Annotated in this window: 21 protein-coding genes and 2 pseudogenes; 15 read left to right on the top strand and 8 right to left on the bottom strand. The window is 62.6% G+C overall.

Going from position 1 to position 25,120, the window contains the following annotated elements; genetic code table 11:
• The first annotated feature begins 115 nt into the window (after positions 1 to 115).
• The 5 genes from ACI2KS_RS19505 to ACI2KS_RS19485 are packed head-to-tail and all read left to right on the top strand — an operon-like array spanning position 116 to position 4,883.
• Positions 116 to 1,264, top strand: a complete 1,149-nt coding sequence (locus ACI2KS_RS19505) for an acyl-CoA dehydrogenase family protein (protein WP_404622629.1) — start codon at positions 116 to 118, stop codon at positions 1,262 to 1,264.
• Between the two features lie 2 nt (positions 1,265 to 1,266).
• Positions 1,267 to 2,322, top strand: coding sequence for an acyl-CoA dehydrogenase family protein (locus ACI2KS_RS19500; RefSeq protein ID WP_404622628.1), 1,056 nt, complete (start codon positions 1,267 to 1,269; stop codon positions 2,320 to 2,322).
• The gene (locus tag ACI2KS_RS19495) at positions 2,319 to 3,119 is read left to right on the top strand and encodes a crotonase/enoyl-CoA hydratase family protein (RefSeq protein WP_404622627.1); all 801 of its coding nucleotides are present in this window, start codon (positions 2,319 to 2,321) and stop codon (positions 3,117 to 3,119) included. Before ACI2KS_RS19500 ends, ACI2KS_RS19495 begins: the two co-directional genes overlap by 4 nt.
• 40 nt (positions 3,120 to 3,159) lie before the next feature.
• Positions 3,160 to 4,284 carry an acyl-CoA dehydrogenase family protein gene (locus ACI2KS_RS19490; RefSeq protein WP_404622626.1) on the top strand — a complete coding sequence of 375 codons (1,125 nt, stop codon included), beginning with the start codon at positions 3,160 to 3,162 and terminating at the stop codon, positions 4,282 to 4,284.
• Positions 4,285 to 4,337: 53 nt separating this feature from the next.
• Entirely contained in the window at positions 4,338 to 4,883 is a 546-nt protein-coding gene (locus ACI2KS_RS19485; protein ID WP_404622625.1) for a glutathione peroxidase, read from the top strand.
• 73 nt (positions 4,884 to 4,956) lie between these two features.
• Here the strand turns inward: ACI2KS_RS19485 and ACI2KS_RS19480 are convergent, their stop codons facing one another.
• Entirely contained in the window at positions 4,957 to 6,705 is a 1,749-nt protein-coding gene (locus ACI2KS_RS19480) for an autotransporter domain-containing protein (protein ID WP_404622624.1), read from the bottom strand.
• Positions 6,706 to 6,890: 185 nt separating this feature from the next.
• Here ACI2KS_RS19480 and ACI2KS_RS19475 point away from each other — a divergent pair, with 185 nt between their 5' ends.
• A complete protein-coding gene (locus ACI2KS_RS19475; RefSeq protein WP_404622623.1) occupies positions 6,891 to 7,541 on the top strand; it encodes a TetR/AcrR family transcriptional regulator in 651 nt (216 codons plus the stop codon).
• Here ACI2KS_RS19475 and ACI2KS_RS19470 read toward each other — a convergent pair.
• A complete protein-coding gene (locus tag ACI2KS_RS19470; protein ID WP_404622622.1) occupies positions 7,538 to 8,194 on the bottom strand; it encodes a TetR/AcrR family transcriptional regulator in 657 nt (218 codons plus the stop codon). The two genes, ACI2KS_RS19475 and ACI2KS_RS19470, sit on opposite strands and share 4 nt — an antisense overlap.
• A 243-nt stretch (positions 8,195 to 8,437) precedes the next feature.
• On the opposite strand from ACI2KS_RS19470, the gene ACI2KS_RS19465 reads away from it, so the two are divergent.
• Genes ACI2KS_RS19465 through ACI2KS_RS19450 form a run of 4 tightly spaced genes read left to right on the top strand, consistent with a single transcriptional unit; the run spans position 8,438 to position 14,671 of the window.
• A complete protein-coding gene (locus tag ACI2KS_RS19465) occupies positions 8,438 to 10,057 on the top strand; it encodes a GMC family oxidoreductase (protein ID WP_404622621.1) in 1,620 nt (539 codons plus the stop codon).
• Entirely contained in the window at positions 10,054 to 11,541 is a 1,488-nt protein-coding gene (locus ACI2KS_RS19460; protein ID WP_404622620.1) for an aldehyde dehydrogenase family protein, read from the top strand. Before ACI2KS_RS19465 ends, ACI2KS_RS19460 begins: the two co-directional genes overlap by 4 nt.
• A 51-nt stretch (positions 11,542 to 11,592) precedes the next feature.
• Positions 11,593 to 13,248: a DUF1302 domain-containing protein gene (locus tag ACI2KS_RS19455; protein ID WP_404622619.1), complete on the top strand. Its 1,656-nt coding sequence runs from the start codon at positions 11,593 to 11,595 to the stop codon at positions 13,246 to 13,248.
• A gap of 43 nt (positions 13,249 to 13,291) precedes the next feature.
• Entirely contained in the window at positions 13,292 to 14,671 is a 1,380-nt protein-coding gene (locus ACI2KS_RS19450; protein ID WP_404622618.1) for a DUF1329 domain-containing protein, read from the top strand.
• 265 nt (positions 14,672 to 14,936) lie between these two features.
• Here the strand turns inward: ACI2KS_RS19450 and ACI2KS_RS19445 are convergent, their stop codons facing one another.
• The gene (locus ACI2KS_RS19445) at positions 14,937 to 15,818 is read right to left on the bottom strand and encodes an NmrA family NAD(P)-binding protein (protein ID WP_404622617.1); all 882 of its coding nucleotides are present in this window, start codon (positions 15,816 to 15,818) and stop codon (positions 14,937 to 14,939) included.
• A gap of 123 nt (positions 15,819 to 15,941) precedes the next feature.
• Here ACI2KS_RS19445 and ACI2KS_RS19440 point away from each other — a divergent pair, with 123 nt between their 5' ends.
• Positions 15,942 to 16,580 (top strand): TetR/AcrR family transcriptional regulator, encoded by a 639-nt coding sequence (locus ACI2KS_RS19440; protein ID WP_404622616.1) that lies wholly within the window; start codon positions 15,942 to 15,944, stop codon positions 16,578 to 16,580.
• On the opposite strand, the pseudogene ACI2KS_RS19435 reads toward ACI2KS_RS19440, so the two are convergent.
• The 4 genes and pseudogenes from ACI2KS_RS19435 to ACI2KS_RS19420 form a co-directional block, all read right to left on the bottom strand.
• Positions 16,570 to 17,067 (bottom strand): annotated as a pseudogene (locus ACI2KS_RS19435) (methyl-accepting chemotaxis protein); the annotation flags it as partial. The gene ACI2KS_RS19440 and the pseudogene ACI2KS_RS19435 sit on opposite strands and share 11 nt — an antisense overlap.
• A 786-nt stretch (positions 17,068 to 17,853) precedes the next feature.
• Positions 17,854 to 18,123 (bottom strand): annotated as a pseudogene (locus ACI2KS_RS19430) (PAS domain-containing protein); the annotation flags it as partial.
• Positions 18,124 to 18,265: 142 nt separating this feature from the next.
• Positions 18,266 to 18,505, bottom strand: coding sequence for a hypothetical protein (locus ACI2KS_RS19425; RefSeq protein WP_404622615.1), 240 nt, complete (start codon positions 18,503 to 18,505; stop codon positions 18,266 to 18,268).
• A gap of 248 nt (positions 18,506 to 18,753) precedes the next feature.
• Complete coding sequence (locus ACI2KS_RS19420) at positions 18,754 to 19,518, bottom strand: FadR/GntR family transcriptional regulator (protein ID WP_404622614.1); 765 nt, start codon at positions 19,516 to 19,518, stop codon at positions 18,754 to 18,756.
• Positions 19,519 to 19,692: 174 nt separating this feature from the next.
• Here ACI2KS_RS19420 and ACI2KS_RS19415 point away from each other — a divergent pair, with 174 nt between their 5' ends.
• The 3 genes from ACI2KS_RS19415 (at position 19,693) to ACI2KS_RS19405 (ending at position 22,720) form a co-directional block, all read left to right on the top strand.
• Complete coding sequence (locus ACI2KS_RS19415; protein WP_404622613.1) at positions 19,693 to 21,003, top strand: MFS transporter; 1,311 nt, start codon at positions 19,693 to 19,695, stop codon at positions 21,001 to 21,003.
• A gap of 16 nt (positions 21,004 to 21,019) precedes the next feature.
• On the top strand, positions 21,020 to 22,000 hold the full coding sequence (denD, locus tag ACI2KS_RS19410) for a D-erythronate dehydrogenase (protein ID WP_404622612.1): 981 nt from the start codon (positions 21,020 to 21,022) through the stop codon (positions 21,998 to 22,000).
• 171 nt (positions 22,001 to 22,171) lie between these two features.
• Positions 22,172 to 22,720, top strand: coding sequence for a cupin domain-containing protein (locus ACI2KS_RS19405; RefSeq protein WP_404622611.1), 549 nt, complete (start codon positions 22,172 to 22,174; stop codon positions 22,718 to 22,720).
• 10 nt (positions 22,721 to 22,730) lie between these two features.
• Here ACI2KS_RS19405 and ACI2KS_RS19400 read toward each other — a convergent pair whose 3' ends face one another.
• The gene (locus tag ACI2KS_RS19400) at positions 22,731 to 23,951 is read right to left on the bottom strand and encodes an MFS transporter (protein ID WP_404622610.1); all 1,221 of its coding nucleotides are present in this window, start codon (positions 23,949 to 23,951) and stop codon (positions 22,731 to 22,733) included.
• A gap of 105 nt (positions 23,952 to 24,056) precedes the next feature.
• Between ACI2KS_RS19400 and ACI2KS_RS19395 the strand changes: the two genes are divergently transcribed.
• On the top strand, positions 24,057 to 24,983 hold the full coding sequence (locus ACI2KS_RS19395; protein ID WP_404622609.1) for a LysR substrate-binding domain-containing protein: 927 nt from the start codon (positions 24,057 to 24,059) through the stop codon (positions 24,981 to 24,983).
• The last annotated feature ends 137 nt before the right edge of the window (positions 24,984 to 25,120 follow it).

The following is a 25,120-nucleotide window of genomic DNA, read 5'->3' as shown; positions in this document are numbered from 1 at the left end:
CACGGCCGGTTCCAGCAAGCCACGCACTGGCTGGAACCGGCCGCCGCCCGTCATGGGCGTGGGGTCGAGCGGATATTGCGTCCGCATTCTGCGTGTCCCGTTTTCGAGAGCATTCATGGCCATCAATGAGTTTACCTACAGCAAGATCCCTGCTGAGGCCGAAACGTTGCGTGTCGAGGTGCGCCAGTTCCTCAGCCAAACCCTGAGCGATTACCCGCCGGTATTGCGCGCGCAATCGTGGATGGGCTTTGACGCACACTTCAGTCAGGCGCTGGGCCGCAAGGGCTGGCTCGGCATGGCATTGCCCAAAGCGTATGGCGGCTCGCAGGCGGGCTTCTTCGCCCGCTATGTCATCAGTGAAGAGTTGCTGGCCGCCGGAGCCCCTGTGTCGGCGCACTGGATCGCCGACCGGCAGAGTGGTCCGCTGATCAACAAATTCGGCACCCCTGCGCAAAAAGACCGTTATCTGCCAGCGATATGCCGAGGCGAAAGCTATTTCTGCATCGGCATGAGCGAACCCAATTCCGGCTCCGATCTGGCCTCCATCAAGTCCACGGCCACCCGCGACGGTGACGGCTGGCGCTTGAACGGGCAAAAGGTCTGGACCACCAATGCCCACCACTCCCATTACATGATCGCCCTGCTGCGTACCGGCGAGAAACAGGCCGCGCGCCACGAAGGCATGTCGCAGTTCATCGTCGACCTGAGCCTGCCGGGGATTACCGTCAGGCCGATCCGCGATCTGGCCGGTGGCGAGCATTTCAATGAAGTGTTTTTCGACAACGTTTATTTGCCAGGCGACGGGCTGATCGGCACCGAGGGCAAGGGCTGGGATCAGGTCACCGCCGAGCTTGCATTCGAACGCAGCGGACCGGAGCGTTTCCTCAGCTCCATGGCGCTGATCAAAACCATGATCGACGCCATTGGTAGTCGACCCGACGCACTGCAGGCAGCAGAGATCGGCCGGCTGACCGCCCGGCTGGCAACGTTGCGCAACATGTCGCTGGCCGTCACCGCGCAACTGGCCGACGGCGCGAACCCTGCCTGGGCGGCGTCCTGCGTGAAGGATCTGGGCAACGTGTTCGAGCAGGAAATTCCCGAACTTGCCCAGCGCTTGCTGGACATCGAGCCACGGCAGCAGGGTGGCGGCGATCATGCCCGGGTCCTGGCCTATCTGATGCAAATGGCGCCTTCTTTTTCATTGCGTGGCGGTACCCGCGAGATTCTGCGCGGCATCATCGCCCGTGGCCTGGGGTTGCGATAATCATGCGCGAGTTATTTGAAGCGACCATCGAGCGCCTGCTGGCCGATGAGTCGAGCAGTGCGGCGGTGCTTGCCAGCGAAGGCGGAATCTGGCCGGCGGCCTTATGGGACGCCGTTGACGCCTCCGGCTTCAGCCTTGCCGGCGCCCCGGAGGCGTCAGGCGGTGCCGAGGCGGGGTGGGCGGATCTGTATGTGATTGCCCGCGCGGTCGGCCGGTTTGCTGCGCCGGTGCCTCTGAGTGAGGCGTTATTGGCCAACTGGCTGTTGGGTCAGGCCGGTAGCGAGGCCCGTTCAGGCAGTCTGAGCATCGCCGCCGAGAGCGACCTGACGGTGCTCGATGGCGCGGTCAGCGGCGTGTTGCGCGATGTGCCGTGGGGGCGCCATGTGCAGGCGGTGCTGGCGATAGCCAACGCTGCCAGTGGCGAGCCGCTGCTGGTGGTGCTGTCGGGCAGCAGCGCGGTGCGCATTGATCCGCGCCTGAATGTGGCGGGTGAGCCGCGCGATGAGATGTTTTTCGCCCAAGCGACGGTTTTGCATAGCGTGCCGCTGCCACCGCATCTGCCCGCCGATGTCTTGCGCCTGGGTGGCGCGTTGATCCGCTGCGGGCAGATCGCCGGCGCCCTGGGCACCTTGCTTGAGATGACCGCTGAATACGCAGGCCAGCGTCAGCAGTTCGGCAAGCCCATCGGTTCGTTCCAGGCCATTCAGCAGCAACTGGCGGTATTTGCCGAACAGGCCGGCGCTGCCAACAGCGCGGCCGAGGCTGCCTTCGCCCAGTCAGACCAGGTGCTGGCGTGGTTGCCGATCGCGGTGGCCAAGGTCACCTGCGCTGAAGCGGCCACGCAGTGCGCAAATATTGCCCACGCGGTACACGGGGCGATCGGCTTCACCCAGGAATACCGCCTGCACCTGTTCAGCCGCAGGCTGTGGGCGTGGCGCGCCGAATATGGCTCGGCCACCCGCTGGAGCCAGCAGATCGGCGAGCGTGTCTGTGCCGTCGGCGGCGACGGCTTGTGGTCGTTGCTGACCCAGGATTGCCACAGTGGAGTGCCGGCATGAGCACGTTTCTGAAAATCGAGCGCGACGGTCCGATCGTGACCGTGCGCATGGACCATCCCGACACCCGCAATGCCTTGACGTCCCCCGAGCAGATCGAGGAGTTCGTCCAGCTCTGTACAGCGCTGCGGGTCGATCGCTCGGCACGGGTCATGGTCCTCACCGGCAACGGCAAGGCGTTCTGTGCCGGCGGCAACGTCAAGGACATGCGCGAACGCAGCGGTATCTTCGCAGGCTCGCCCTACGAGCTGCGCAATACCTACCGTGACGGCATCCAGCGCATTCCGCTGGCGCTGTACGAACTGGACATTCCGATCATTGCGGCGGTCAACGGTCCGGCCATCGGTGCGGGCCTGGACCTGGCGTGCATGTGCGACATCCGCCTGGCGGCGCCGAACGCGCTGTTCGCCGAAAGCTTCGTGCGCCTGGGGATTGTCCCCGGCGATGGCGGCGCTTGGCTGCTGCCGCGGATTATCGGCATTCCCAAGGCCAGCCTGATGGCATTCACCGGTGACCCCATCGATGCGGCGAAGGCCCTGGAGTGGGGCCTCGTGGAGCAGGTGTGCACCCACGAGACCCTGCAGTCGGAGGCGCAGGCACTGGCCAGACGCATCGCCAGCAACCCCGGACACGCGCTGCGCCTGTGCAAGCGATTGCTGCGCGAAGGCCAGCACATGCGCCTGGATTCGCTGCTCGAGCTGTCGGCCGCCTATCAGTCCATCGCCCATCACACCCAGGATCACGAAGAAGCGGTGGCCGCGTTCGTCGATAAGCGTCCGCCCAGCTATCAGGATCAATAACCGCCGTTGCAGAACAATAAGAACGATTTGGAGAACAGTCATGCGCCGTGTCTTTCGTGAAGACCACAACATGTTCCGCGATCAGGCCCGACGCTTCGTCGAGCGCGAAATCGTGCCCTACCTGCACGAATGGGAAAAAGCCGGCATCGTGCCCAGAGAACTCTGGCTCAAGGCCGGCGAGACCGGCCTGCTGTGCGCCACGGTCCCGGAGCAATACGGCGGTTCGGGCGGCGATTTCGGCCACTCGGCGGTAATGATCGAGGAGTTGGCCCGCGCCAACGCCACCGCAGTGGGTTTCACCACCCATTCGGAGATCGTCACCCCCTACATCGTTGCCTATGGCAGCGAGGCGCAAAAACAGCGCTGGCTGCCGCGCATGGTCAGTGGCGAACTGATCGGGGTGATCGCCATGAGCGAGCCGGGCATCGGCAGCGATCTGCGTTCGATGCGCACCTCCCTGCGCCGCGAGGGCGATGAGTACATCGTCAACGGCCAGAAGACCTTCATCACCAATGGCGGCAACGCCGGGCTGATGGTCACTGCAACCAAGATCGATCCGGCGGCCAGGGAACTGACACTGATCTGTGTCGAGGAAGACCGTCCGGGCTTTTCCAAGGGCCGCTTGCTGGAAAAGATCGGCCTCAAGGGCCAGGACACCTCCGAGCTGTTCTTCGATCAGGTCCGGGTGCCGGTCGGTAACCGCCTGGGCGAGGAGGGCATGGGCTTTAAATACCTGACTCACCAACTGGCCTGGGAACGGCTGATCATCGCCATCCGTGCCGCGCAATCGATCGATACCTTGCTCGAAGAAACCATCGCGTACACCCGCGAGCGCAAGGTCTTCGGCAAACCGGTGCTGGATTTCCAGAACACCCGCTTCAAGCTGGCCGAGGCCAAGGCGCAGGCAACCATGCTGCGGGTATTCGTCGACGACTGCCTGGAGAAGGTCATGCATGGCGAGCTGACGCCGGAGATCGCCGCCATGGCCAAGTTGCTGGGCTCGGAAATGCAAGGCAAGCTGCTCGACGAGTTCCTGCAGTTGCACGGCGGTTATGGTTTCATGAGCGAATACAAGATCAGTCGCGCCTGGGTCGATGCCCGGGTGGCCCGGATATATGGCGGCACTTCTGAAATCATGAAGGAAATTATCGGTCGTACGCTTTAAGGTAACTCGCAGCAGCGAACCACCATCAGGCACGATCCATTCAAGGAGACAGCATGAGCGATTCTTTGTACGACATCCCGTTAAAACAAATCGACGGTACTTGCGGCAATCTCGGCCAATACAAGGGCAAGGTGCTGCTGGTGGTCAACGTCGCCTCCAAGTGCGGTCTGACGCCGCAATACGAAGGGCTGGAAAGCCTCTACCAGAGCAAGAAAGCCCAGGGCCTTGAAGTGCTGGGTTTCCCGGCCAACAACTTCAAGGAGCAGGAGCCAGGCAGCGACAGTGAGATCCAGGCGTTTTGCTCGACCACCTACGATGTGCATTTTCCGCTGTTCTCGAAGATCTCCGTCGCAGGTGCCGACAAACACCCGCTGTACAGCGAACTGACCGCCGCACAGCCTTCTGCCACCGGTGATGGTCCGTTCCGCGAGCGGCTCCAAGGCTATGGCATCGAAAGTGGCGACCGACAGGAAGTGCTGTGGAACTTCGAGAAGTTCCTGATCGGCCGCGACGGCCACGTGATCGGTCGCTTCGCCCCGGACGTGGCCGCCGATGATGCACGGCTGACAGCGGCCATCGACAAGGCGCTGAGTGCCTGACAGAGGTCACAGGCTAACTCGGGATTCGCCAGCAGAGGCCCCGGACATTGGTCCGGGGCCTTTTCACTTGGGGTCAGAAGGCGTAAGAAACATCCGCTGCCGAGCCCAGGGTCCGCGAGTCATTGCCCAGACGACCACTGAGTCCCAAACGCGCCTGCAGCGGCCCCCACTGACGGGAGACCGAGGCATTGAGCTGCAGCGTATCGTCATCGAAATCACGGCCTTTTTCGGCGTGGTTGATGAACGAGAAACGTGGCGAACTCGCGGTGATTTTGCCCCCATCACTGGCAACGTCATGCAGGTACAGCGCCGAAAAGTCAAAGCTCAGCTGGCTGGCTGCGCTGCCAGCATCAAAGCGCACTCGAGGACCTGCGCCGATTCGAGTGGCGCTGACCGAAAAGTCATCAAAACGCAGCGCCGAGCTGTCCGAACCCTGTTCGGTATAACCGTCCAGCTTGCTCTGCCAGGAGTCCAGTTGGAGCATCGGGCCGATTCTCAGCCCGTTGGCGGTGTACAGGTCATAGCTCAGTTTCGCGACGCCGCCCAAGCTGTACCCGGTGCTGTCACCACTGTTGAGCCGGCCGCTGGCGAACATCGGCGATTCGCGGGTGATGCGCTGCAAGTCCGCATCGCCGTAACCGACGGCTGCGTCGAACGCTACAGGGCCCTCTGCGTACTGCAGGGTGGCGAAGCCGTAGGTCTGCCTGGCATCGACCCCCGCCTGATTGCTGCGCCTGTCGACATCCACACGGTCGTAGCCCACCAGCAGCCCCAGAATCCACGCCTCGCTCAGCTTGTACTTGGCGCCGAGCATAAGCCCGGTCACGTTGGCGTCGGCATCATGCCCGGCCCGGTCATAGGCCTGTTCACTGTAGTGCGCCACCGCAATCGGACGCACCGTACCGACCGGGTCGTTGCGCTGGAATGGGCCCGCTGCCAGCGCGTTGTCGGCATCCTGACGCTGAATGTTGACAGCCAATGCCGGCAGCAATGCCACTTGCGAGGGGGCGTCCTGCATCACCACCAGACGCTCCATCTCCTGGGCGATGATCGCATTGGCGCCCAGGGCAAAGTGCGCCGAATCGAATCGTACGTAGGTGGCGCCCAGACCCGTGGGGTCGGAAATGCAGGCCGGGTTTTCGATGCATTGGGCGCTGCCGCCGGTCAGCCCGTAGGTCGCGGGATTGGCCTGCAGGGCACTGGAGATCCCGTAGGCGTCCAGATACAGGACGCGCCCTGGCAGGCCTGCATCAAGCTGTGAAACCTTGCTTTGCAGGGCGGCGTTGAGGGTCACGCCGTTGGCATTATCGACGCTGTCGGGGTTGGGACGGACCGTGCGATTGACCACGATGATAATCCTGGCCCCGGCGTTGCTCAGCGTGGTGACGGCGCTCTGAATGTTATTGACGCCGTTGGCGACCGTCGCGGCGGGCACGCTGCTGGTCAATCCATACAGGTCATTGGAGCCGGCGGTAATCACGTACAGCGCGCGAGGGTCGAGCGCGGCGGATGCCAGCGTCGCCTGATACAGCGGAATCTGCGTCAGCAGGCTGGGGATTACCCCGAAGGCGTAGGCCCCGGTCGTCGCACCACCCACCCCGTAACTGGCCAGACTGACGCCCAGGTCGCTGGCGACATCTTCAACGGCAACCGGCCCGTTGGAGAAACGTCCGCCGACCGAGCCCACCGTGGGCGACGGGTTGTGGGTGAAAACCGACAATGAAAGGGCAGCTCCCACGCCTGCATCGGCATTGCTGTCGCCGAATGAAACCACCTGCGATACAGGCGCCGCTTGCGCGACGGCGCTGCCGAGCGCCGTCACCGCCAATCCTGAAAGCAAACTCGTAACTAACCGGCCTTTCATCTTGTTGTTATTCCCTGTTGAAATTATTGGTTGGGCAGAAACCGGCGCATTCTGCGCAAAACTAGAATGTTATGTCTAGTACTGGATTCTGACAAATGGGCGCCTGTGCGCCATACTGCGCACCCGTAAAACGAGCTTTGTGCATGAGCCCCCGCAGCGACAATTCACCCGGCGTTCAGCGTCCACCCCAGCAGGCCCGGGGGCGCGAGCGGGTCACGGCGATCCTCGATGCCTGCGCGCGACTGATCGTGGTGCAGACCGTCAGCAAGCTGTCGGTGCACACCATCGCCAAGGAGGCCGGTACCTCGATCGGCTCGATGTACCACTTCTTCGCCGACAAACAGGCTGTGCTCGATGCCCTGGGCGATCGCCACCTGGAAGCCATCGGCGAGGTTACCGAACAGATCATGGCAATCAGTCCGGCACAGTGGGTCGACTACCAAAGCGCAGAAGTCGTGGAACACCTGTTCATGCCGATCATTCGCTACATCGAGGCGCACGCTGACTTCATGCTGATGATCAGTCCGGGCTTCAGTGCGCCATTGCGGGCACCGCAGCTTCAGGCTGACATCGAGGCGAACTACGCCCGGGTGCTGGCGATACGCACTCCCGCTCTGGCTGGCGCGCAGCTGCGCCGGGTCGTGAGGACTTTGTTTGGTCTGCCGCTGGGGCTGGTACAAATCACCTTGAGCAACGGTGAATTCAAGCGCGAACTGTTGCTCGAAGAGGCACCGCTGGCGCTGACGGCTTACCTGGATCGCATCGAGCAGCAATATGCCGGGCAGGGGCTCTAGCGCGTCAGCGGCACGACTGGCGAGCGCTTTGCGCCGGTGTCCTGGGGCCACACGCCGTCGCTCATCAGCGCGTTGAAGGTGTCACTGATGTCGGCCGGTGCACAGGCGTAGTCCTGACGCACCCACCACAGCCACAGGGCCAGCAGGCCGCCGACCAGCGCCCGAACGGCGATCTCGCCGCGTGCCGGATTGTCCAGATAGGAACCGTGGCGCTTGAGGTGTTCGCGGACCTGAATGATCAGTAGGTTTTCCAGGTGCGCCAGCACGATTTCTCGCGAAGCTCCGCCCATCAATGAGGTGGTCAGCGCGGCATGTTGTTCGGTGGCAATGAATAGCCAGCCGCAGACATCCAGCACGATGCGCGATTGACCATTACCGCTGTGGGTCTTGACCGCAGGTTCGCCCATGACGCCGTAGCCCGCGACCAGCAGGTCTTCCTTGTCCCTGAAGTGTGCGTAAAACGTAGACCGGGCAACGCCTGAGCGGTCCAGCAGATCCTGTACGGTGATTTCCCGGTAGTCCTTTTCCAGGGCCAGTTGATACATGGTCGCCAGCATCAATTCGCGGGTGCGTTGTGCACGCTGGGCGTGTCGATCAGCACGTGGGGAGATGTTCTCAGGCCATTGATTTTGCGAGGAGATGTATTGATTCATCGGGAATCTCTACGTGGCAGGCGCGGTTGATTATTAGATTTATTGGACACATTTCTGAAGAATGTCTTTTTCGCACGCCGTTCAGACTGGCACAGGCGTCTGGCGCAAGCAAGAAACGCCTTTATACGCTGTTCAATAAATTGCCAGTGCCGATCACCGAACAGATCGGGATTTCTGTCCGTTGTGCGCCTGCCGCCCCAGTCCTACAGTCGGTCAACTTCTCGACACGCAGAACAATAAAAAATGTTGAAAATCTATGACTACATCATCATCGGTGCGGGCTCGGCTGGCTGCGTGATGGCTAACCGGCTGTCCAGTGACCCGAGCGTGACGGTGCTGTTGATCGAAAGCGGGCCGGACCACTCCAGCCCTTTGATCGCCATGCCGCGCGGCATCGGCAAACTGCTCGCCCCGGGCAATCCCCATGTCTGGGATTACCAGGCGTCCCGCGGCCAGGGCATGACCGATGAACTTTGGCTCAAGGGCAGGGCGATCGGCGGTTCGAGCTCGGTCAATGGCATGGTCTACGTTCGCGGCGCGCCGGCTGACTACGACGCCTGGGAGGCCCAGGGTTGCGCAGGCTGGGGCTGGAAAGACATCGGCCGGCAGTTCGTCGCCCTGGAGGACCATCAGCTGGGCAGCGCGCAATGGCGCGGTGCCGGCGGCCCGCTCAAGGTCACTGTGCATCCGGCCAACGATGACCTGTGCGACGCGGTCATCGCCGCAGCCGGCCAGCTCGGCACCCCAGAAGTGGCTGACACCAACCACGTCGACGCGGTCAGCAACGGCGGCTTTGGCTATCAACCGCAGACCACCTGGCACGGCCAGCGTTTCAGCGCCGCCAAGGCCTTTCTCGACCCGGTACGCCAGCGCGACAACCTGACCGTGATGACCGGCAGCACCGTGCAACGTATCGAGTTCGAAGGCGACCGTGCGGTGGCCGTCCAGGTGCTGGACAAATCGGCGTCCCAGCGCATCGGTGTCCGGCGCGAGGCGGTGCTCTGCGCCGGCGCCATCGAAACCCCCAAGCTGCTGCAGCTGTCCGGCATCGGACCGGCCGGGCTACTGCATTCGCTGGGGATCAAGGTCATCAGTGATTCGCCGAACGTGGGGCGCAACCTGCGTGAGCACCTGTACATCGCCATGCAGTACCGAGTGACGCGCGGCAGCTTCAACCACGCCTTCGCCGGTTTCGGGCTGGTGCGTTCGTTGCTCGATTACTTGATCCGCAAAAAAGGCCCGATGACCCACGCCGCGCACGAAGCCGGGGGGTTCGTCAAAACCCGCGAAGGTCTGGAGCGGCCCGACGCGCAGATCGGTGTGAGTCTCTATTCGATGCTCGGTGACGGCAACCGGGTGATGATCGACAAGCAACCGGGCCTGACGCTGGGCGGTTATTTCCTGCGCCCCGAAAGCCAGGGCGAAATCCGCATTCAATCCAAGGATCCTGCGGTGCCGCCGCTGATCGAGGCCAACTACCTGAGCGCCGAAACCGACCGGGTGGCCGGGGTCGCGCTGGTGCGCTGGCTGCGTCGGCTGGCCAGCCAGTCGGCGCTCAAACCCTTTGTGGTGCGCGAGTTGACGCCAGGCATCGAAGCCCAGAGCGACGAGCAGATCCTCGCCGCGCTGCGCCATTACGGACAGACCGCGTTCCACGTCTCTGGCACCTGCCGCATGGGCGCCGACACAGAATCGGTGGTGGATCTGCAGCTGAGGGTGCGCGGCGTGCACGGCCTGCGAGTGGTCGACACTTCGGTCATGCCCACCCTGGTGTCCGGCAATACCAATGCCCCGGCCATGGCGATCGCCATGCGCGCCGCCGAAATCATCACCGGTCGTATCGAAGGAGCCCGACAGCCATGAGCGTCCCATTTACCCAGCTCGACAAACTGTATATCGGCGGCCAATGGGTCGCGGTCAAAGACACCGAGGCGGTGCTCAACCCGGCCACCGAAGAGGTGATCGGCCACGCGCCGGTCGGCGATGACAGCACCGCGCAAGCGGCCATCGCCGCTGCACGTCAGGCGTTCGATCATGGGCCCTGGCCGCAGTTGTCGATGTATCAGCGCGCCGGGTATCTGCGCAGGCTGCATGCTGAACTGGTCGCAGAGCGCGAAGCCATCGCCGCATTGATCATCGGCGAGGTCGGCTGTTCGCAGGGGGTGACGTATGGCATGCAGGTGGACATGCCGTTGGGGCATGTGTTGACCGCCATCGACCAGTCGCTGGGCCATGAGCCGCGTCAGATCGCCACCCAGACCGCCCCCAACCCGTTCAACCCTGCAGGTGCGCTGTTGCTCGGTGGCGGCAGCATCGAGCGTGAGCCCATCGGCGTGGTGGCCGGGATCACCGGCTACAACTTTCCGTTTCTGCTCAACCTGGCGAAGGTCTTTCCGGCGTTGCTGGCAGGCAACACGCTGGTGCTCAAACCTTCGCCGTTCACCCCGTATTCCGCGCTGCTGTTCGGCCAGCTGGCCGAGCGCATCGGGCTGCCGGCGGGGGTGTTGAACATCGTCACCGGCGGGCCTCAGGTGGGCGCCATGCTCAGCAGCGATGCCGGTGTGGACATGGTCTCGTTCACAGGTTCCGAAGCGGTGGGCATCAGCATCATGAGCCAGGCGGCGACCACACTTAAACGGGTGCATCTGGAACTGGGCGGCAAGTCGGCGTTGATCGTGCGCGCCGACGCCGACGTGCAGACCGCGGCCCTGGCTGCCGTGGGCGGCCTGACGGTCAACGCAGGGCAGGGCTGTGCGCTGCTGACACGCTTTGTCGTGCACGAGTCGATACGCCCGGCGTTCATCCAGACAGCCCAGGCCATCGCCAGCCAGATCAAGGTCGGCAACCCGGCGGATCCCAGCGTGATGATGGGGCCGTTGATCCGCGAATCGCAGCGCAGCAAGGTCCAGGGTTTCATCGACCGCGGCCGTGACAGTGGTGCCCGGCTGGTCTGCGGCGGCGGCCGCCCGGCGCACCTGTCCCGTGGCTTCTTCAGTGAGCTGACGCTGTTCGACGACGTGCGCAATGACATGGAAATTGCCCAGGAAGAAATCTTCGGTCCGGTGGGCGTGACCATCGGCTTTGACAGCGACGAACAGGCGCTGCAGATCGCCAACGATTCACGCTTTGGTCTCAACGGCGGGATCTTCACCGCCGATGCCGCCAAGGGCCTGGACATGGCGCGAGGCATCCGCGCCGGCAGCGTGTACCTCAACGGTGGCGGCGGACAGATGCCCTATGCGCCGATTGGCGGCTACAAGCGTTCGGGCATCGGGCGCGAGTTCGGCCCTGACTGGCTCAAGGAATTCACCCAGGAAAAATCCATCATCTACCCCATCGGACGCTGAACGAGGGGCGCGTTGACGGACACATCGACAATAAAAATAAAAGGTGAACTGATGAAAGACATGACCCGATTTGATCGCAAGGTCGTCACCCGTGGGGCGATCACGTTGCTGATGCTCGGTGCCGGTGGCGCAGTGCGTGCCGATTCGATCGATTTGCCCGACCCCGATTACCAGCTGCGCTGGGACAACACCGTGCGCTACACCCTGGGCATGCGCGCCGAAGGACAGGACCGGCGCATCATGAACAACCCCAGCTACGACGAATCCGATGGCAAGTTCGACAAGGGCGACATCGTCACCAATCGCCTGGATGTGCTCAGCGAACTGGATTTTTCGTATCTCAACAGCTGGGGCGCGCGGGTCAGCGGCGCCGGCTGGTTCGATCAGGCGTACCACGACCGTGACGTCAGCGCGAGCAACCCGGCCTACGGCACCAGCTACAAGAATGACCACTACAGCTCTCAGGTCAGCCGCTACGTCAACGGGCCCTCGGCCGAGTTGCTGGATGCGTTCGTCTGGAAGAACTTTTCCCTGGCCGGCTCGCTGGTCAACGTCAAGGTCGGCCGCCAGACCAACTATTGGGGGGAAGGGCTGCTGTTCGCAGCGCACGCCATTTCCTACTCCCAGGCACCGACTGACGGGGTCAAGGCCGTTACCAGCCCGGGTATCGAGATCAAGGAGGTGTTCCTGCCGGTCGGGCAGATCTCGGCTAAGGCCCAGGTCAGCGACTCGTTGACCCTCGCGGCGCAGTATTTCTACGAGTGGGACAATACCCGGCTGCCCTATGGCGGCACCTATTTCGGCCCGGCCGATCCGTTTTTCGAAGGCACTGACCGCCTGCCGGTAGGCGGCGGGCAGTACCTGAACCACGCGTCCTCGAAGTTTGGCCGCGACGGCGCCAACTGGGGGGTGATGGCCAAGCTCAATGTCGAGCCCATCGAATCGAATTTCGGTGCCTACTACCGACAGTTCGACGATTACCAACCGTGGCTGGCACCGCAGCTGCGATTGGCGCAAGGCGACTACCGGCTGGTCTACCCACGCAGCGTGAAGCTGGCGGGCCTGAGCTTTTCCAGGGTGATCAACACAGTCGCCGTGGGCAGCGAACTGTCGTACCGCATGAACGGCGCGCTGAACGCCACGGCGGTGGATCCGACGGACGACGAAGGACCACGCGGCGACACCCTGCACTTCATCCTCAATGGTGTGTACCTGATGCCGCGCAGCTTCCTGGCAGAAAACGCCAGCGTCGTCGGCGAGTTCGCCTACAGCCACCTTGAGCGCATCACCGAGCACAAGGAACTGTACAACGGAGAAGGGCGCCCGGGCTGCGTCGACGAGCGCACCGGCGTTGCCGGTTCCGGAGACAAATCCGATGGCTGTTCGACCCGCGATTACTACGGCGTCGCGCTCAATTTCACCCCGACCTATCTGTCGGTCATGCCGTCGTGGGACATGGACGTGCCGATCACCCTCAACTACGGACTGCACGGTAACGCCGCGGTGGCCGGGGGCGGCAATGAAGGTGCGCTGGCCTGGTCGGCCGGCGTCAAGCTGACCTACGCGCAGCGTTATGAGTTCGGCTTGCGTTACGCCGACACCACCGCCCAATCGAAAACCCTTGCCGGCAATACCGTGGGCGGCAATGGCGGGGTCGGCAATACCGATCGCGGCTGGCTGGCCTTCACCTTCAAAACCTCGTTCTAAAACACTGTCGCATCACCTGGACAACAATAATCACTCAGGAGAAATGCCTGTGCGCCATTCACGTTCCACCCTCGTTCTTGGCCTCGCATTCGTGGGCTGTTCACTGTCTGTCAACGCCGCTGTCACCGCGCAGGAGGCGGCCGCGCTCGGCAACGACCTGACGCTGTTCGGCGCCATCAAGGCCGGTAATGCCGATGGCTCGATTCCCGCTTACGACGGCGGCCTGCGCAAGGCCCCTGCAGGCTTTACGGCCGACAGCGGCTTTTGGATCGACCCCTTCAAGGACGAAAAACCACTGCTGCGCATCGATGCCAAGAACCTGGACAAATACGCCGACAAGCTCAGTGAGGGTCAGAAGACGCTGCTGAAAAAGTACCCTGACTATTACCTGGACATTTACCCCAGCCATCGCACCACCGCCTATCCCAAGGAAGTGCTCGACGCGACGGTGCGCAATGCCAGCAGTTGCGCGACCCGCAACAACGGCCTGGCGGTCGACCCCGGTTGCCGGGGCGGGCTGCCGTTTCCGATACCCAGGAACGGCAACGAGGTGATGTGGAATCAGCAACTGCGCTACAAGATCGGCCCAGGCTACTCGACCACTTCTTCGTCCAATAGCTGGGTCATCGACGCCAACGGCTCGGTGACCAAGACCGCCGAACAACGTACCTTCGAAGAGCAGCCTTTCTACCAGGTCAAGCAGACTGACCGTGATCCTGAGATGTACGCACGGGTGTATGCCCTGGACAAATACCCGGCGCGCAGTGCCGGCCAGTTGATTGTCCTGGATGACTACCTGGACCCGATCGCCAAGCCCCGCCGCGCCTGGAGCTACACACCGGGGCAGCGGCGCATCAAGCTGGCCCCGGAGTTCGGCTATGACACCCCGGTATCCAACCAGGGCGGGGTCAACCTGTTCGACGAACTGCAGATGTTTTCCGGTGCCCAGGATCGGTTCGACTACAAGCTGGTGGGGCGCAAGGAGATGTACATCCCGTACAACGCCTACAAGTTCTACTTCGACTGCAAGCAGGAGGATCAATTTCTGCCGCACCATGCCAACCCCGCCTGCGAGCGTTGGGAGCTGCACCGGGTATGGGTCGTCGAGGCCACCATCAAGCCGGGCATGCGCCATGTCTACAGCAAGCGCACTTACTATCTGGATGAAGACACCTTTGGCATCGGCCTGTACGACGCCTGGGATGCCAGCGGTGCCTTGTACCGATCGTTGTTTCTCAGCGGCGTGCAGCTCTACGACAAGGACTTGCCGTACAACGTGAAAAACGTCAGCTATGACTTCAACAAGGGTATGTGGGCGCTGGTCAACGACGGGCTCAAGGGCGGCTACAAGTTCTTCAGCACACCCCGAACCGAACTTGAAATGAACGCCGAAGCGATCGTTTCCCGGGAAACCCAGCGCTAGCGACAGCGCTGCTGTGGATGCCAGGCATTGTCCGGGACATGGCTATGCCAGGCGGCACCGGTGGCGGGGCGCAGAGACTGGCCCCGCGCGATCTGCCTGACCCGGCCGCGGTGCCCGATTCTACTGCCGGTGCCCGGCAGATCGTCAGCAAGCTGGACTCCCACGGCCTTTGGCCAGAATCAAAAGCGGGCGGGGCAAAAAGCGCACGCGCGTTGCGTTTTTGAATCTGGCCCCAAGCTCGCTCCTACAAGCCAGAACCCCCCGGTCAGCCCTGAAACAGTGCCTTGTGCAAGGTGACGAACGCCTGGACGGTCATGGGCGCCTGGCCGGTCACTTGGGCGATGATGCCGTCTTCACCTTCGAAAACACCGTGTTGGTAGTCCTGGGCGACTTCGATCAGGTGCTGTCTGATGAAAGGCGGCAGCCCGGCTTCGGTCATTTCAAGGTCGTATTGATCCAACGTGATGGGCACGTAGGTGATCGGCCGGCCGAGCACCTGGCCCACTGCATCGGCCACGCCCTGTTGGCTCAGTTCAACCGGGCCATTGAGGTCGTAGGTTTTGCCGGCATGCGCCGTTGGGTCCATAAGAATCGCAGCGATCAGACGCGCCTGGTCTTCAGTGGCGATAGGCGCGTGGCGGCCATCGCCGAAGGGCAGGCGGATTTCACCACGCTCAACGATGTGCTGGCGCCAGTGCGGGTAGATCAGCCATTGGGCAAAGTAGGTCGGACGCAAGTGAGTCATGGCCAGGCCCGACCAGTCGAAGATACGCTCGGCGGTGTAGTGGTCCAGCGCGGCGTTGCTTTTGGCTACGCGACGTGCCGAGATTTGCGACATGTTGACCACCGCCTTCACGCCGGCTTCCTGGGCAGCCAGGGCGAAGCGCGCGGTGGCTTCGAGCAGGCCCGGGGCGATGGGATAGACGAAGTACGCCGTTTCGATGCCTTCGAACGCAGCGCGCAGGGCGTTCAGGTCGAGCAGGTCGCCGATCACCACTTCGGCGCCGAGCTGGCGCAGCTCTTCGGCACGTTGGTCGTCACTGCGCACCAGGGCACGCACGGCAATGTTCTGCTCGCGCAGGATTTCAACGGTTCTGCGGCCAGTGAAACCGGTGGCACCGCTGACAAGAATGGTGGCTTGAGTCATGGAAAAATCCTCGGAAATGACAAACCGCTTGCGCGGCGGGATGAGTTATATGAAGATTGTAATCCTAATTAGATGGTGAACGACATCTAAAGTCAATCGGTCTTCGGATGAAAGGTGATTTCGATGCGCAAGAGCAGACTGCAAACCGCCGCCACGCGGGCCAGGATCGTCGACGCCGCACGTGCCCAATTTCGACGCGATGGCATCGATGGCAGTGGCCTTACCGGGTTGATGGCGGCTGCGGGAATGACCCAGGGCGGCTTTTACAAACACTTCGAGTCCAAGGCTCAACTGGTCGCGCAGGCCACCACCGCAGCGGTGGATGAGCTGCTGACGGTGCTTGAGCAATTGCCGCCGCAAAGCGGCGACGCTGGCGCCTTCAAGAGCACGGTCCAGGGATATCTGTCCGCGGCTCACCGTGACGGCGTTAGCGGCTGCCCCTATGCCGCCATGGGCAGCGAGCTGGCCAGGGGCGATGAGCAGGTGAGGAGGGCTGGGGTCGATGGCTTCGAGCGAATGATCCAGTTGCTCTCGCGGCAACTGCAAACAACGGCCGGGTCTGACGCTCGGGATCAGGCGCTACTGACCCTGTGCGCGATGATGGGCGCGCTGACCGTCTCGCGGATGGCCAAGGGGCAGGGGTTGGCTGAGGAACTGCTGGCGGCGGTCAGTCGACAGCTGTCGGAGCACGCAGGCTGCCAGCCGCAGCGCGATGCCGGCAGCCCTGGTGACCCCTGCGAGTCAGCAGCGACTAACGATTGAAGCGCTCGGCCAGGCTGTGCAGATACTGAGCCATCTGCTCAAGCTCGCGACTGATGGTCGAGCCCTGTTGGGCCTGCGCCGCGCTCTCATCGCAAAGCTGGGCAATGCGGTTGATCTGCTGGTTGATGTTTTCAGCGACATGGGTCTGCTCTTCAGACGCCGAGGCCATTTGCTGGCTCATCCCGGTGATGCGGGTGACCGCCTCGCTGATGCCACTCAATGCCTGCTGCACCGCCTCAACGCTGACCACGCTTTCCTGCGACATCGCCTGCCCGCGGCTGGCAGTGGCGACCGCACGGCTGGCGCCCTCGCGCAGTTCGCTGATGATGCCCTGGATCTGTTCGGTGGATGTCTGCGTGCGTGAGGCCAGCGAGCGTACTTCGTCGGCGACCACCGCGAACCCGCGTCCCTGCTCCCCGGCCCGGGCCGCTTCAATCGCCGCGTTGAGTGCCAGCAGGTTGGTCTGCTGCGCAATCGAGTTAATCACCTCGACGACGCTGCCGATCGACTGGGTCGCCCCGGCCAGGTCGCCGACCGCTTGACCGATTTCCGCCACCGAGTTGGCCATATGCCGGATCGCCAGCAGGCTCTCGTCCGCCAGCCCTCGACCCTGTTGCGCCAGTCCCTCGGCTTGCTGGGCGGCGTGCGCGGTGTTCTGCACGTTGTGCGTGACTTCCTGGATCGTCGCCGCCATCTGGGTGATTGCCGTCGCCGACTGATCGGTTTCGTTGCGCTGCTGGTCCAGCGCCTCGGCCTGCAACAGCGACAGGCTGGCCGATTGCGCGGCTCGCTGCTTGACGCCTTCACCGGCATCGGCCAGGCGGGTCAGGGCGGTTTGCAGACGCGCTTCCTCGCTGAGCATTGCCAGGTCCAGCTGCGCCTGCGGGCCACGTTTGTCGCTGTAGGTCAGCGCGATCAGCGGGTCGCTGAATGCCTTGGGATGGTCATTGAGAATGGCCTTGAGCGTGCGGCTCTGACGCAGCTCCAGCGTGGCGCTCAATGCGACCAGGGTCAGTATGATCGCCGCCAGTGAGGCGTGCCCCGGCAACAGATAGTTGCACAGCCCGAGCACCAGCGCAGCGCAGATCAGCGGCAACTGCCCAAGCAGGTAATAGCGAGCAGTACTGAACGCGCTGACGGCGCTTTTCCCTGCGTGCAGGCGGGCGTACAAGGCCTGGGCGCGGCGCACCTGGTCGCGGCTGGGCAGTGAGCGCACCGATTCATAGCCCGCGACTTTTCCGGCTTCATAGATGGGGGTGACGTAAGCGCTGACCCAATAGAAGTCGCCGTTCTTGCTGCGATTCTTGACCACCCCCATCCACGGCTTGCCTTGTTTGAGGGTCTGCCACATGTGCGCGAACACCGACGGCGGCATGTCTGGATGGCGCACCAGATTATGCGCTTGGCCGATCAGCTCCTCACGGGTGAAACCGCTGAGGTCGACGAAGGCATCGTTGCAGTAGGTGATATGGCTGCTGAGGTCGGTGGTGGAGATCAAGCGCTCGCTGGCGGCGAAAGTTCGTTCCTGCTGTGTAACCGGCATATTCAAACGCATAAGACCGTCTCATCCCTTGAGTGGCTGGGCGTGGTACCCGGAACAGGTTTAGCACAACCTTACGCCGAGCCCATCCATGGGCGCCCAGCAATGGGAATCCGTTCCCAAATGCGGCATTCACAACTGCCGATCAGTGACTGTCTGCCACTTTTCGTTCGATTTCTGCGGTCTTGCGGTTCAGCTCCTCGGCTTCCTGTTCCTTGGTCCTGATCGAGGAGGGGGTGATGACCTCGTCCACGGCGCGGGTGTCGTCATCGCGATCCTGTAGATCGCGCTCCACGACATTGACTGGCTGCCCAGAAGCATCGGTCGGTGGGGCATTGACCGGCGTGCTGGAAGTGGCTGGGGTGTTGCGCTCGTCGTTACTCATGTCGATATCCTCGGGTGACTTAGCCGTTGGATGTCAGCGCCGCACACGAGTTCGAGATTTTTGCGCTGCGGGTGCTCAAACGACAGGCATAAAAAAGCCCGCTGGGGAGAACGGGCTTAAAGAGGATCAAAAGGAGTAGGTGCAGGCTGAACCCGTCGGCGTGAAGGTTTCGTGAAAACCTTTTTATAACTGATTCCTGTTTAGACTTTTGCGACGAACGGTCCGGCGCTCGGACCGCAAGCCCGTCATCAGGTCCTGGTCCCGGGGTTCTGCCAGAACGCGGGGTCGGCCTTCTTCAGGCGTTCCACGGCGTTATTGATATGGCTGAGGGCGGCATGACGGGCGGCCTCGGCATCGCCTGCGGCAATGGCGCTGTAGATCGCGAAGTGCTCCAGGTGCACGGTCCTGGCCATGTCGCGGCGGCGTTCTTCGTTGGAGCGGGTGATGCGGATCGCTTCCTTGACGAACTGGCCGATGAATTCATGCAGTGACGGATACAGCGGGTTGCCGGTGGCGTGGGAAATCGACAGATGAAAGGCCAGGTCTTGTTCGACGCCGTCGTGGCCTTCGTGCTCGGCGGTGTCGATGGCTTTCAGCGCCTGCTCGATCGCTTGCAGCTGTTGCGGGGTACGCCGTTGGGCAGCCAGCGCCGCCGCTTCACCTTCGATGCCCCGGCGCAGTTCAGTGACCCGCAGCACAGCGTCGATCGAGCCACAGACATCCAGGTCGATGGTGAACGCCTTGATGTGCGCACCCTCACAGACCACCGTGCCGCTGCCCTGGCGTACTTCCACCAGACCTGCCGACTTGAGCCGTGAAATGGCCTCGCGAATGACCGTGCGACTGACGCCGTAGCGCTCGCACAACACAGGTTCAGTCGGCAAACGCGCCCCGGGTAGGGCTTCGCCGCTGGCGATGTGCGCTTTCAACGCTGCGGTGACCTGGTCGGCGAGGGTGCCTTTGGAGGCATCTTTTAAACTGCCGCTGGCAGCAGGGGGCGAGGACGGAGCCATAGAAATCTCGTGCTTCAAATCAGCGAACGTTACTGCATTTGGACGCCAGCGTCCTGCCCAAACGCGGGTTGAATTCGTATGACGTATTATGTTACTTATTTGCCGCACGCTGTTCAGCACACCGTTTTGCCCGCGACATCAGCCCAATACAAAAACAAAGGGATGGGAAAACAGATGAGTGAATCACTGACTCAAGACGCCGTCGGTACGCCTGCCGACGCCTCGGAAGACGCGGCCTACCGCAAAGCCGCCTGGCGCATTCTGCCGCTGTTGCTGTTGTGTTATCTGGTGGCCTATCTGGACCGGGTCAACGTCGGTTTTGCCAAGCTGCAAATGTCCGATGACCTGCATTTCTCGGAAGCGGTCTACGGCCTGGGCGCCGGGATCTTCTTCATTGCCTACTTTCTCGTGGAAATCCCCAGCAACCTGATCCTGCACCGGGTCGGCGCGCGGCTGTGGATCGCCCGGATCATGATCAGCTGGGGGGTGATCTCCTCGTGCATGGCCTTTGTCAGTACCCCGATGTCGTTCTACATCATGCGCTTTCTGTTGGGCCTGGCCGAGGCGGGGTTCTATCCGGGCGTCATTCTCTACCTGTCGTACTGGTTTCCTACGCACCGCCGCGGAAAGATGTTTGCCCTGTTCGCCACTGCGGTGCCGTTGTCGGGTCTGATCGGGGCGCCACTGTCCGGCTGGTTGATGGCAGCGTTCAATGGTGCGCACGGGTACGCCGGCTGGCAATGGCTGTTTTTCCTCGAAGGGCTGCCCTCCATTGCGGTGGGAATTCTGGTGATCTTCTGCCTGAGCGACCGAATCGCCCATGCCCGCTGGCTGACGCCGGCGCAAAAGACCCTGCTGCAATCGCGCATCGATGCCGAAAGTCAGGGCCATGAAGCCCGCAGCGTGCGTGAAGTGTTTCGCCAGCCGCGGATCTGGCTGCTGACCGCGATCTACTTCTGCATGATCGCAGGCTTCTACACAGTCGGATTCTGGCTGCCGACCCTGGTCCGCCAGGCGGGCGTCACGGACATCCTGCAAATCGGCCTGCTGACGGCCATCCCCTATGGCGCAGCGGCGGCCACCATGCTGCTGGTCTCGCGCAATGCCGACCGCCTGCGCGAACGCCGCTGGCACTTGGCGCTGACGGCGATTGTCGGCGGCATCGGCTTGATCATTTCCGCCACCTGGAGCGCTAACTTCACGGTCTCGATGATCGGCCTGACCCTGGGCGCGATGGGCGCCTTGAGCACCTTGCCGTTGTTCTGGAGCCTGCCGACGGCCTTTCTCGGCGGTTCCGCCGCGGCTGCGGGCATCGCCTTGATCAACTCGTGGGGCAACCTGGCCGGTTTCGCCTCGCCGTACCTGATGGGATTTCTCAAGGACACCACGCAAAGCACCACCATTGGCATGTATGTCATGGCCAGTGCGTTATTTCTCGGTGCCGCGCTGATTTTCCGCATTCCCGCCAAACTCGTTAACCGCTGAGCAACAGGAGCCATCCATGAATATTCTCGTGACCGGTGCGGCCGGCTTTCTCGGCCGTCGCCTGATCGAAGCGTTGTTGCAGCGCGGCACCCTGACCGATCGTCAGGGCCTGTCGCAAAACATCACCCGGATCGTCGCTTTTGACGTGGTGCCGCTGGCCGGCATCGACGATCCCCGGGTGCAGGTGGTCTGTGGCGACATCGCCGAGGCAAAGGTGCTGGAAAGTCTGGTCGATGCGCGTACCGACAGTATTTTCCATCTGGCGGCAGTGGTCTCCAGCCAGGCCGAGCAGGATTTCGAGCTGGGCATGCGCATCAACTTCAGCGCCACGCACAACCTGCTCGAGCGCATCCGCAGCCTGGACACCTGCCCCAAATGGGTGATGACCAGTTCGGTTGCGGTGTTCGGCGGCAAGCTGCCGGCACAGGTGGAGGACGATCAGGTGTGGGCCCCGCAAAGCTCCTACGGCACGCAGAAGGCCATGAACGACCTGCTGCTGGCCGACTACAGCCGACGCGGTTTTGTCGACGGTCGCAGCCTGCGCATGCCGACCATCGTGGTGCGTCCGGGCAAGCCGAACCTGGCAGCCTCGAGTTTTGCCAGCGGCATCATTCGCGAGCCACTCAACGGTCAGCACAGCGTATGCCCGGTTCCGCTCGATACCCGCTTGTGGCTGATGTCTCCGGCGCAGGCGATCAGCAACCTGATCCACGGTCATGAGCTGGCGGCCGAGCAATTGACTCAGGGCCGGGTGATCAACATGCCAGGGCTGTCGGTCACGGTGCAGCAGATGATCGACGCCTTGCGCCAGACCGCAGGGGACCAGGTAGCCAGCCGGATTGCCGTACTACCGGATCCGGCCATCGTGCGCATCGTCGGCTCATGGCCAGGCTCGTTTGCCGCCCGCTATGCCAAGGACCTTGGCTTCACCGCCGATCATGACTTCGCCGACGTCATCGGGCAGTTCATGGCCCAATACCCCGCGCACGCCACCTGATGTTGCAGCAGCGTCATGGGCGGTGTTCATGTCGCTTGGCCGTCTAGGTTCGGGCGCGCTAAACGTGCTCTAATCAGCCCCACTCAAGTGGGGGGCGGCCACCGGTTGTTTGCTCTGGCAAGCGGCTGCGGCACGCCCCTCGATACCCTCAGGTTTTCACATAGGGCTGTCATGGATACGGGGTCACGACTCAAACTAGTACGCGAAAGCTACAAATTGTCCCAGCGCGAGCTGGCCCGACGCAGCGGAGTCGCCAACGGCACGATCTCCTTGATTGAGTTGAATCGCGTCAGCCCATCGGTCAGTTCACTGAAAAAGCTCCTCGAAGGGTTTCCCATGACCCTGGCGGACTTCTTCTCGTTCGATCAACCCCCGCAGGAACAGCGCTATGTCTTCCGCGCCGGCGAACAGCCGGATCTGGGCCGCGATGGCCTGCGGCTGTTGCTGATCGGCGCCTCTGTGCCGAGTCGGCAGATGCGCATGTTGCGTGAACAATACGCGCCCGGTGCCAGCTCCGGTGCCGAGCCGATCGTCCACGCCCAAGGCGAGGAGTGCGGACTGGTGACCCGCGGCACCGTCGAGCTGACGGTCGACGGGCAGATCAGCGTGCTCAACGCAGGCGACGGCTACTACTTCCCTACGACACTGCCGCACCGGTTTCGCAACATCGGGCAGGACGAGGCAGAGATCATCAGCGCCAACACCCCCGCCAACTTCTGAAGACAGCGCCTCAGGAACGCGAATCGAAGGCCCCCGGCTGCAGGCGTGAAAACAGCACAACCGGCAGCAGCGCCAGGGCTGCGGTCAGCGCGACAAACGCCGTCGCGCTGAGCACACCGGCATGATCCCCGACGTAACCGTACAGGATCGGCGCCACCGCCCCGGAGCCGATGGTTCCGGTGTAGAACACCGAGAAGGCTTTCTCCAGTTTGTGAGACTCGACCACGTCGGTGACCGCGCCATACAGCACCGACGAGGTGCCGTTGAGCACCGCCCCCAGCAGCGGCAGGACGATCATCGCCAGGCTGATCGGCGCGATCAGCACCACCCCGATCAGCAGCGCGGTGGCCAGCTCGGTGACGACGATTGTCTTGAGCGTGCCGAATCTCTCGGACATCCAGCCGCAGACGAACTTGCCCATCGCGCCGCCGATGAACACCAGGGTCAGCGCCACGCCTGCCTGAGCCAGAGAGCCGCCATTGTGCTTGATGATGAAGGGCAGGAAGGTCAAAAAGCCCATTCTTACCGCGCTGTCCATGATCGCCGTCCACAACAGCGCAGCAAACGCCCGCGGACTCCCTGCATGACCTGCACCGGCAGGCAGCGCAGCGGCTTTGCAGGTCAGTATGCGTGGCGCTGGAACATGCCTGAGCAGCGCGCCGATGACCAGCGCCGCGAGCAGCCCGATCCCTGCAAACACCGTGGCGGTCACCTGAAAGGTGGTACAGGTCAGCAGAAACGCAGCGCCGGCGGGCAGCATCGACTTGCCCAGATCCCCGGAAAAGTTGTAGAGGCCCAAGGGTTTTTTCGCGTTTCCCGCATAGGCTCTGGACACCATGGCCGAGGCGACCGGATGTTGAACGCTGGCGCCCAGGCCGGCAATCACCAACGACGCACCCAAAGCGATCGCACTGCCGGCAAAACCTGCGGCCAGCCATCCAAGACCGGTGACGGCGGTGGAGATTGCCAGCAGCCACGCCGGCCTGATCCTGGTCGACAGGGTCGCAGCCGGGATCTGCAATACGGCCAGGGTCAGCGAGTAGGCGCTTCTGAGCACACTGAGCCAGACGTAACTGAGCACAAACATGTCTTGCCAGATCGGCAGCAGCACATACACCAGGTCGCTCAAGCCGTCATGGGTGGCGTGGGCGGTGCACGCAGCCACCAGGGTTTTTTTCCGTGTCGCGCTGTCAGCGCCACGCACATCAGGTATCGAGGTTGAAAGTGTCATATCTTCGCAGCACCCATGAGGACCTTCTTATTGTGGTCCGCGCGCCGCACATGACGTTAATGAAAGGATTTCATGCCTTATGAAAATTGTGTTGGAGGCCGGTTGATGGCGCTCAGGAAATTTCCGTCAGTGGCCGCCCTGCGGGGCTTCGAAGCCTGTGCCAGGCATCTGAATTTCTCCCAGGCGGGCGCCGAGCTGCACCTCACGCAGAGCGCCATCAGCCACCAGATCAGGCAGCTCGAAGAGCTGTTGGGGGTAGAACTGTTCGAGCGCAGTGGCGGCGCCATGAGCCTCAGCCCGCACGGTGCTGAACTGTTGCCGGTGGTGCGCACGTTCTTCAAAGGCATGGGTGCGGTGGTCGAGCGCTTCGAGCGTGGACGCCAGCAGGAGTCGGTGCTGGAGGTCTTCGTCCACGATTCGTTTGCCAATACCTGGCTGATCCCGCGTCTGCCTGGCTTCTATGCGCAGTGTCCGGGTATCCGGATCAGGCTCAACACCGAGGAATTCTCAAGGTTCGAAGACCCCAACGTTCAGGTGGCGATCAAGCTTGGGGCAAAGGGAGCGAGCTGGGGCGCGATGTTCTGCGACCTGATTCTGCTGGAGCGGATCTTTCCGGTGTGCAGCCCGGCGCTGATCGAGGCATTCGGCGAGCCTGCGACGCTCGCCGACATCTTGAAGTACCCGCTGATCCTGCGCGCGCGCAGCATGCTGAGCGGAGAACGTGTCTGTTCGCCGTCCTGGGAATACTGGCTGGACCGCAACGGCATGTCCGGCGCCGCGCTCAATTGCGCGTTGACCGTGCCTCACACCAGCATGGCGGTTCTGGCAGCGCTTCGCGGGCTTGGCGTGGCGATGGCGCGTACCTCGCACCTGTCCGATGAACTGAGCTGCGGCAAGCTGCGCCGGTTGTCCGCCGACGAGATGGACACCACCACCGGTTATCACTTTCTCTGCGCGCCGGGTAAGGAAAAGACTCCGGACATTCAGGCGTTTCTCGGCTGGCTGAAAACCCAGGTCGGGGAACACCCGTAGGTTGGCAGCGCTGTTGCCGGGGCAACAGCCCGTCAGCAAAAACGAGTAAAAACAGACAGTTAATCTCGGCCCTCATGCTGTCGATGGCCCCGCAACAGGGTGATCGACGGTATGGCATAAAGCCTGCAATCAGTCCT

Origin of the sequence: Pseudomonas sp. NPDC087358, from assembly GCF_044900785.1 — a bacterium.
In the GTDB taxonomy this organism is placed as follows: Bacteria; Pseudomonadota; Gammaproteobacteria; order Pseudomonadales; family Pseudomonadaceae; genus Aquipseudomonas.
The sequence above is the reverse complement of the archived record's forward strand: the minus strand, read 5'-3'. Positions and strand labels throughout refer to the sequence as shown.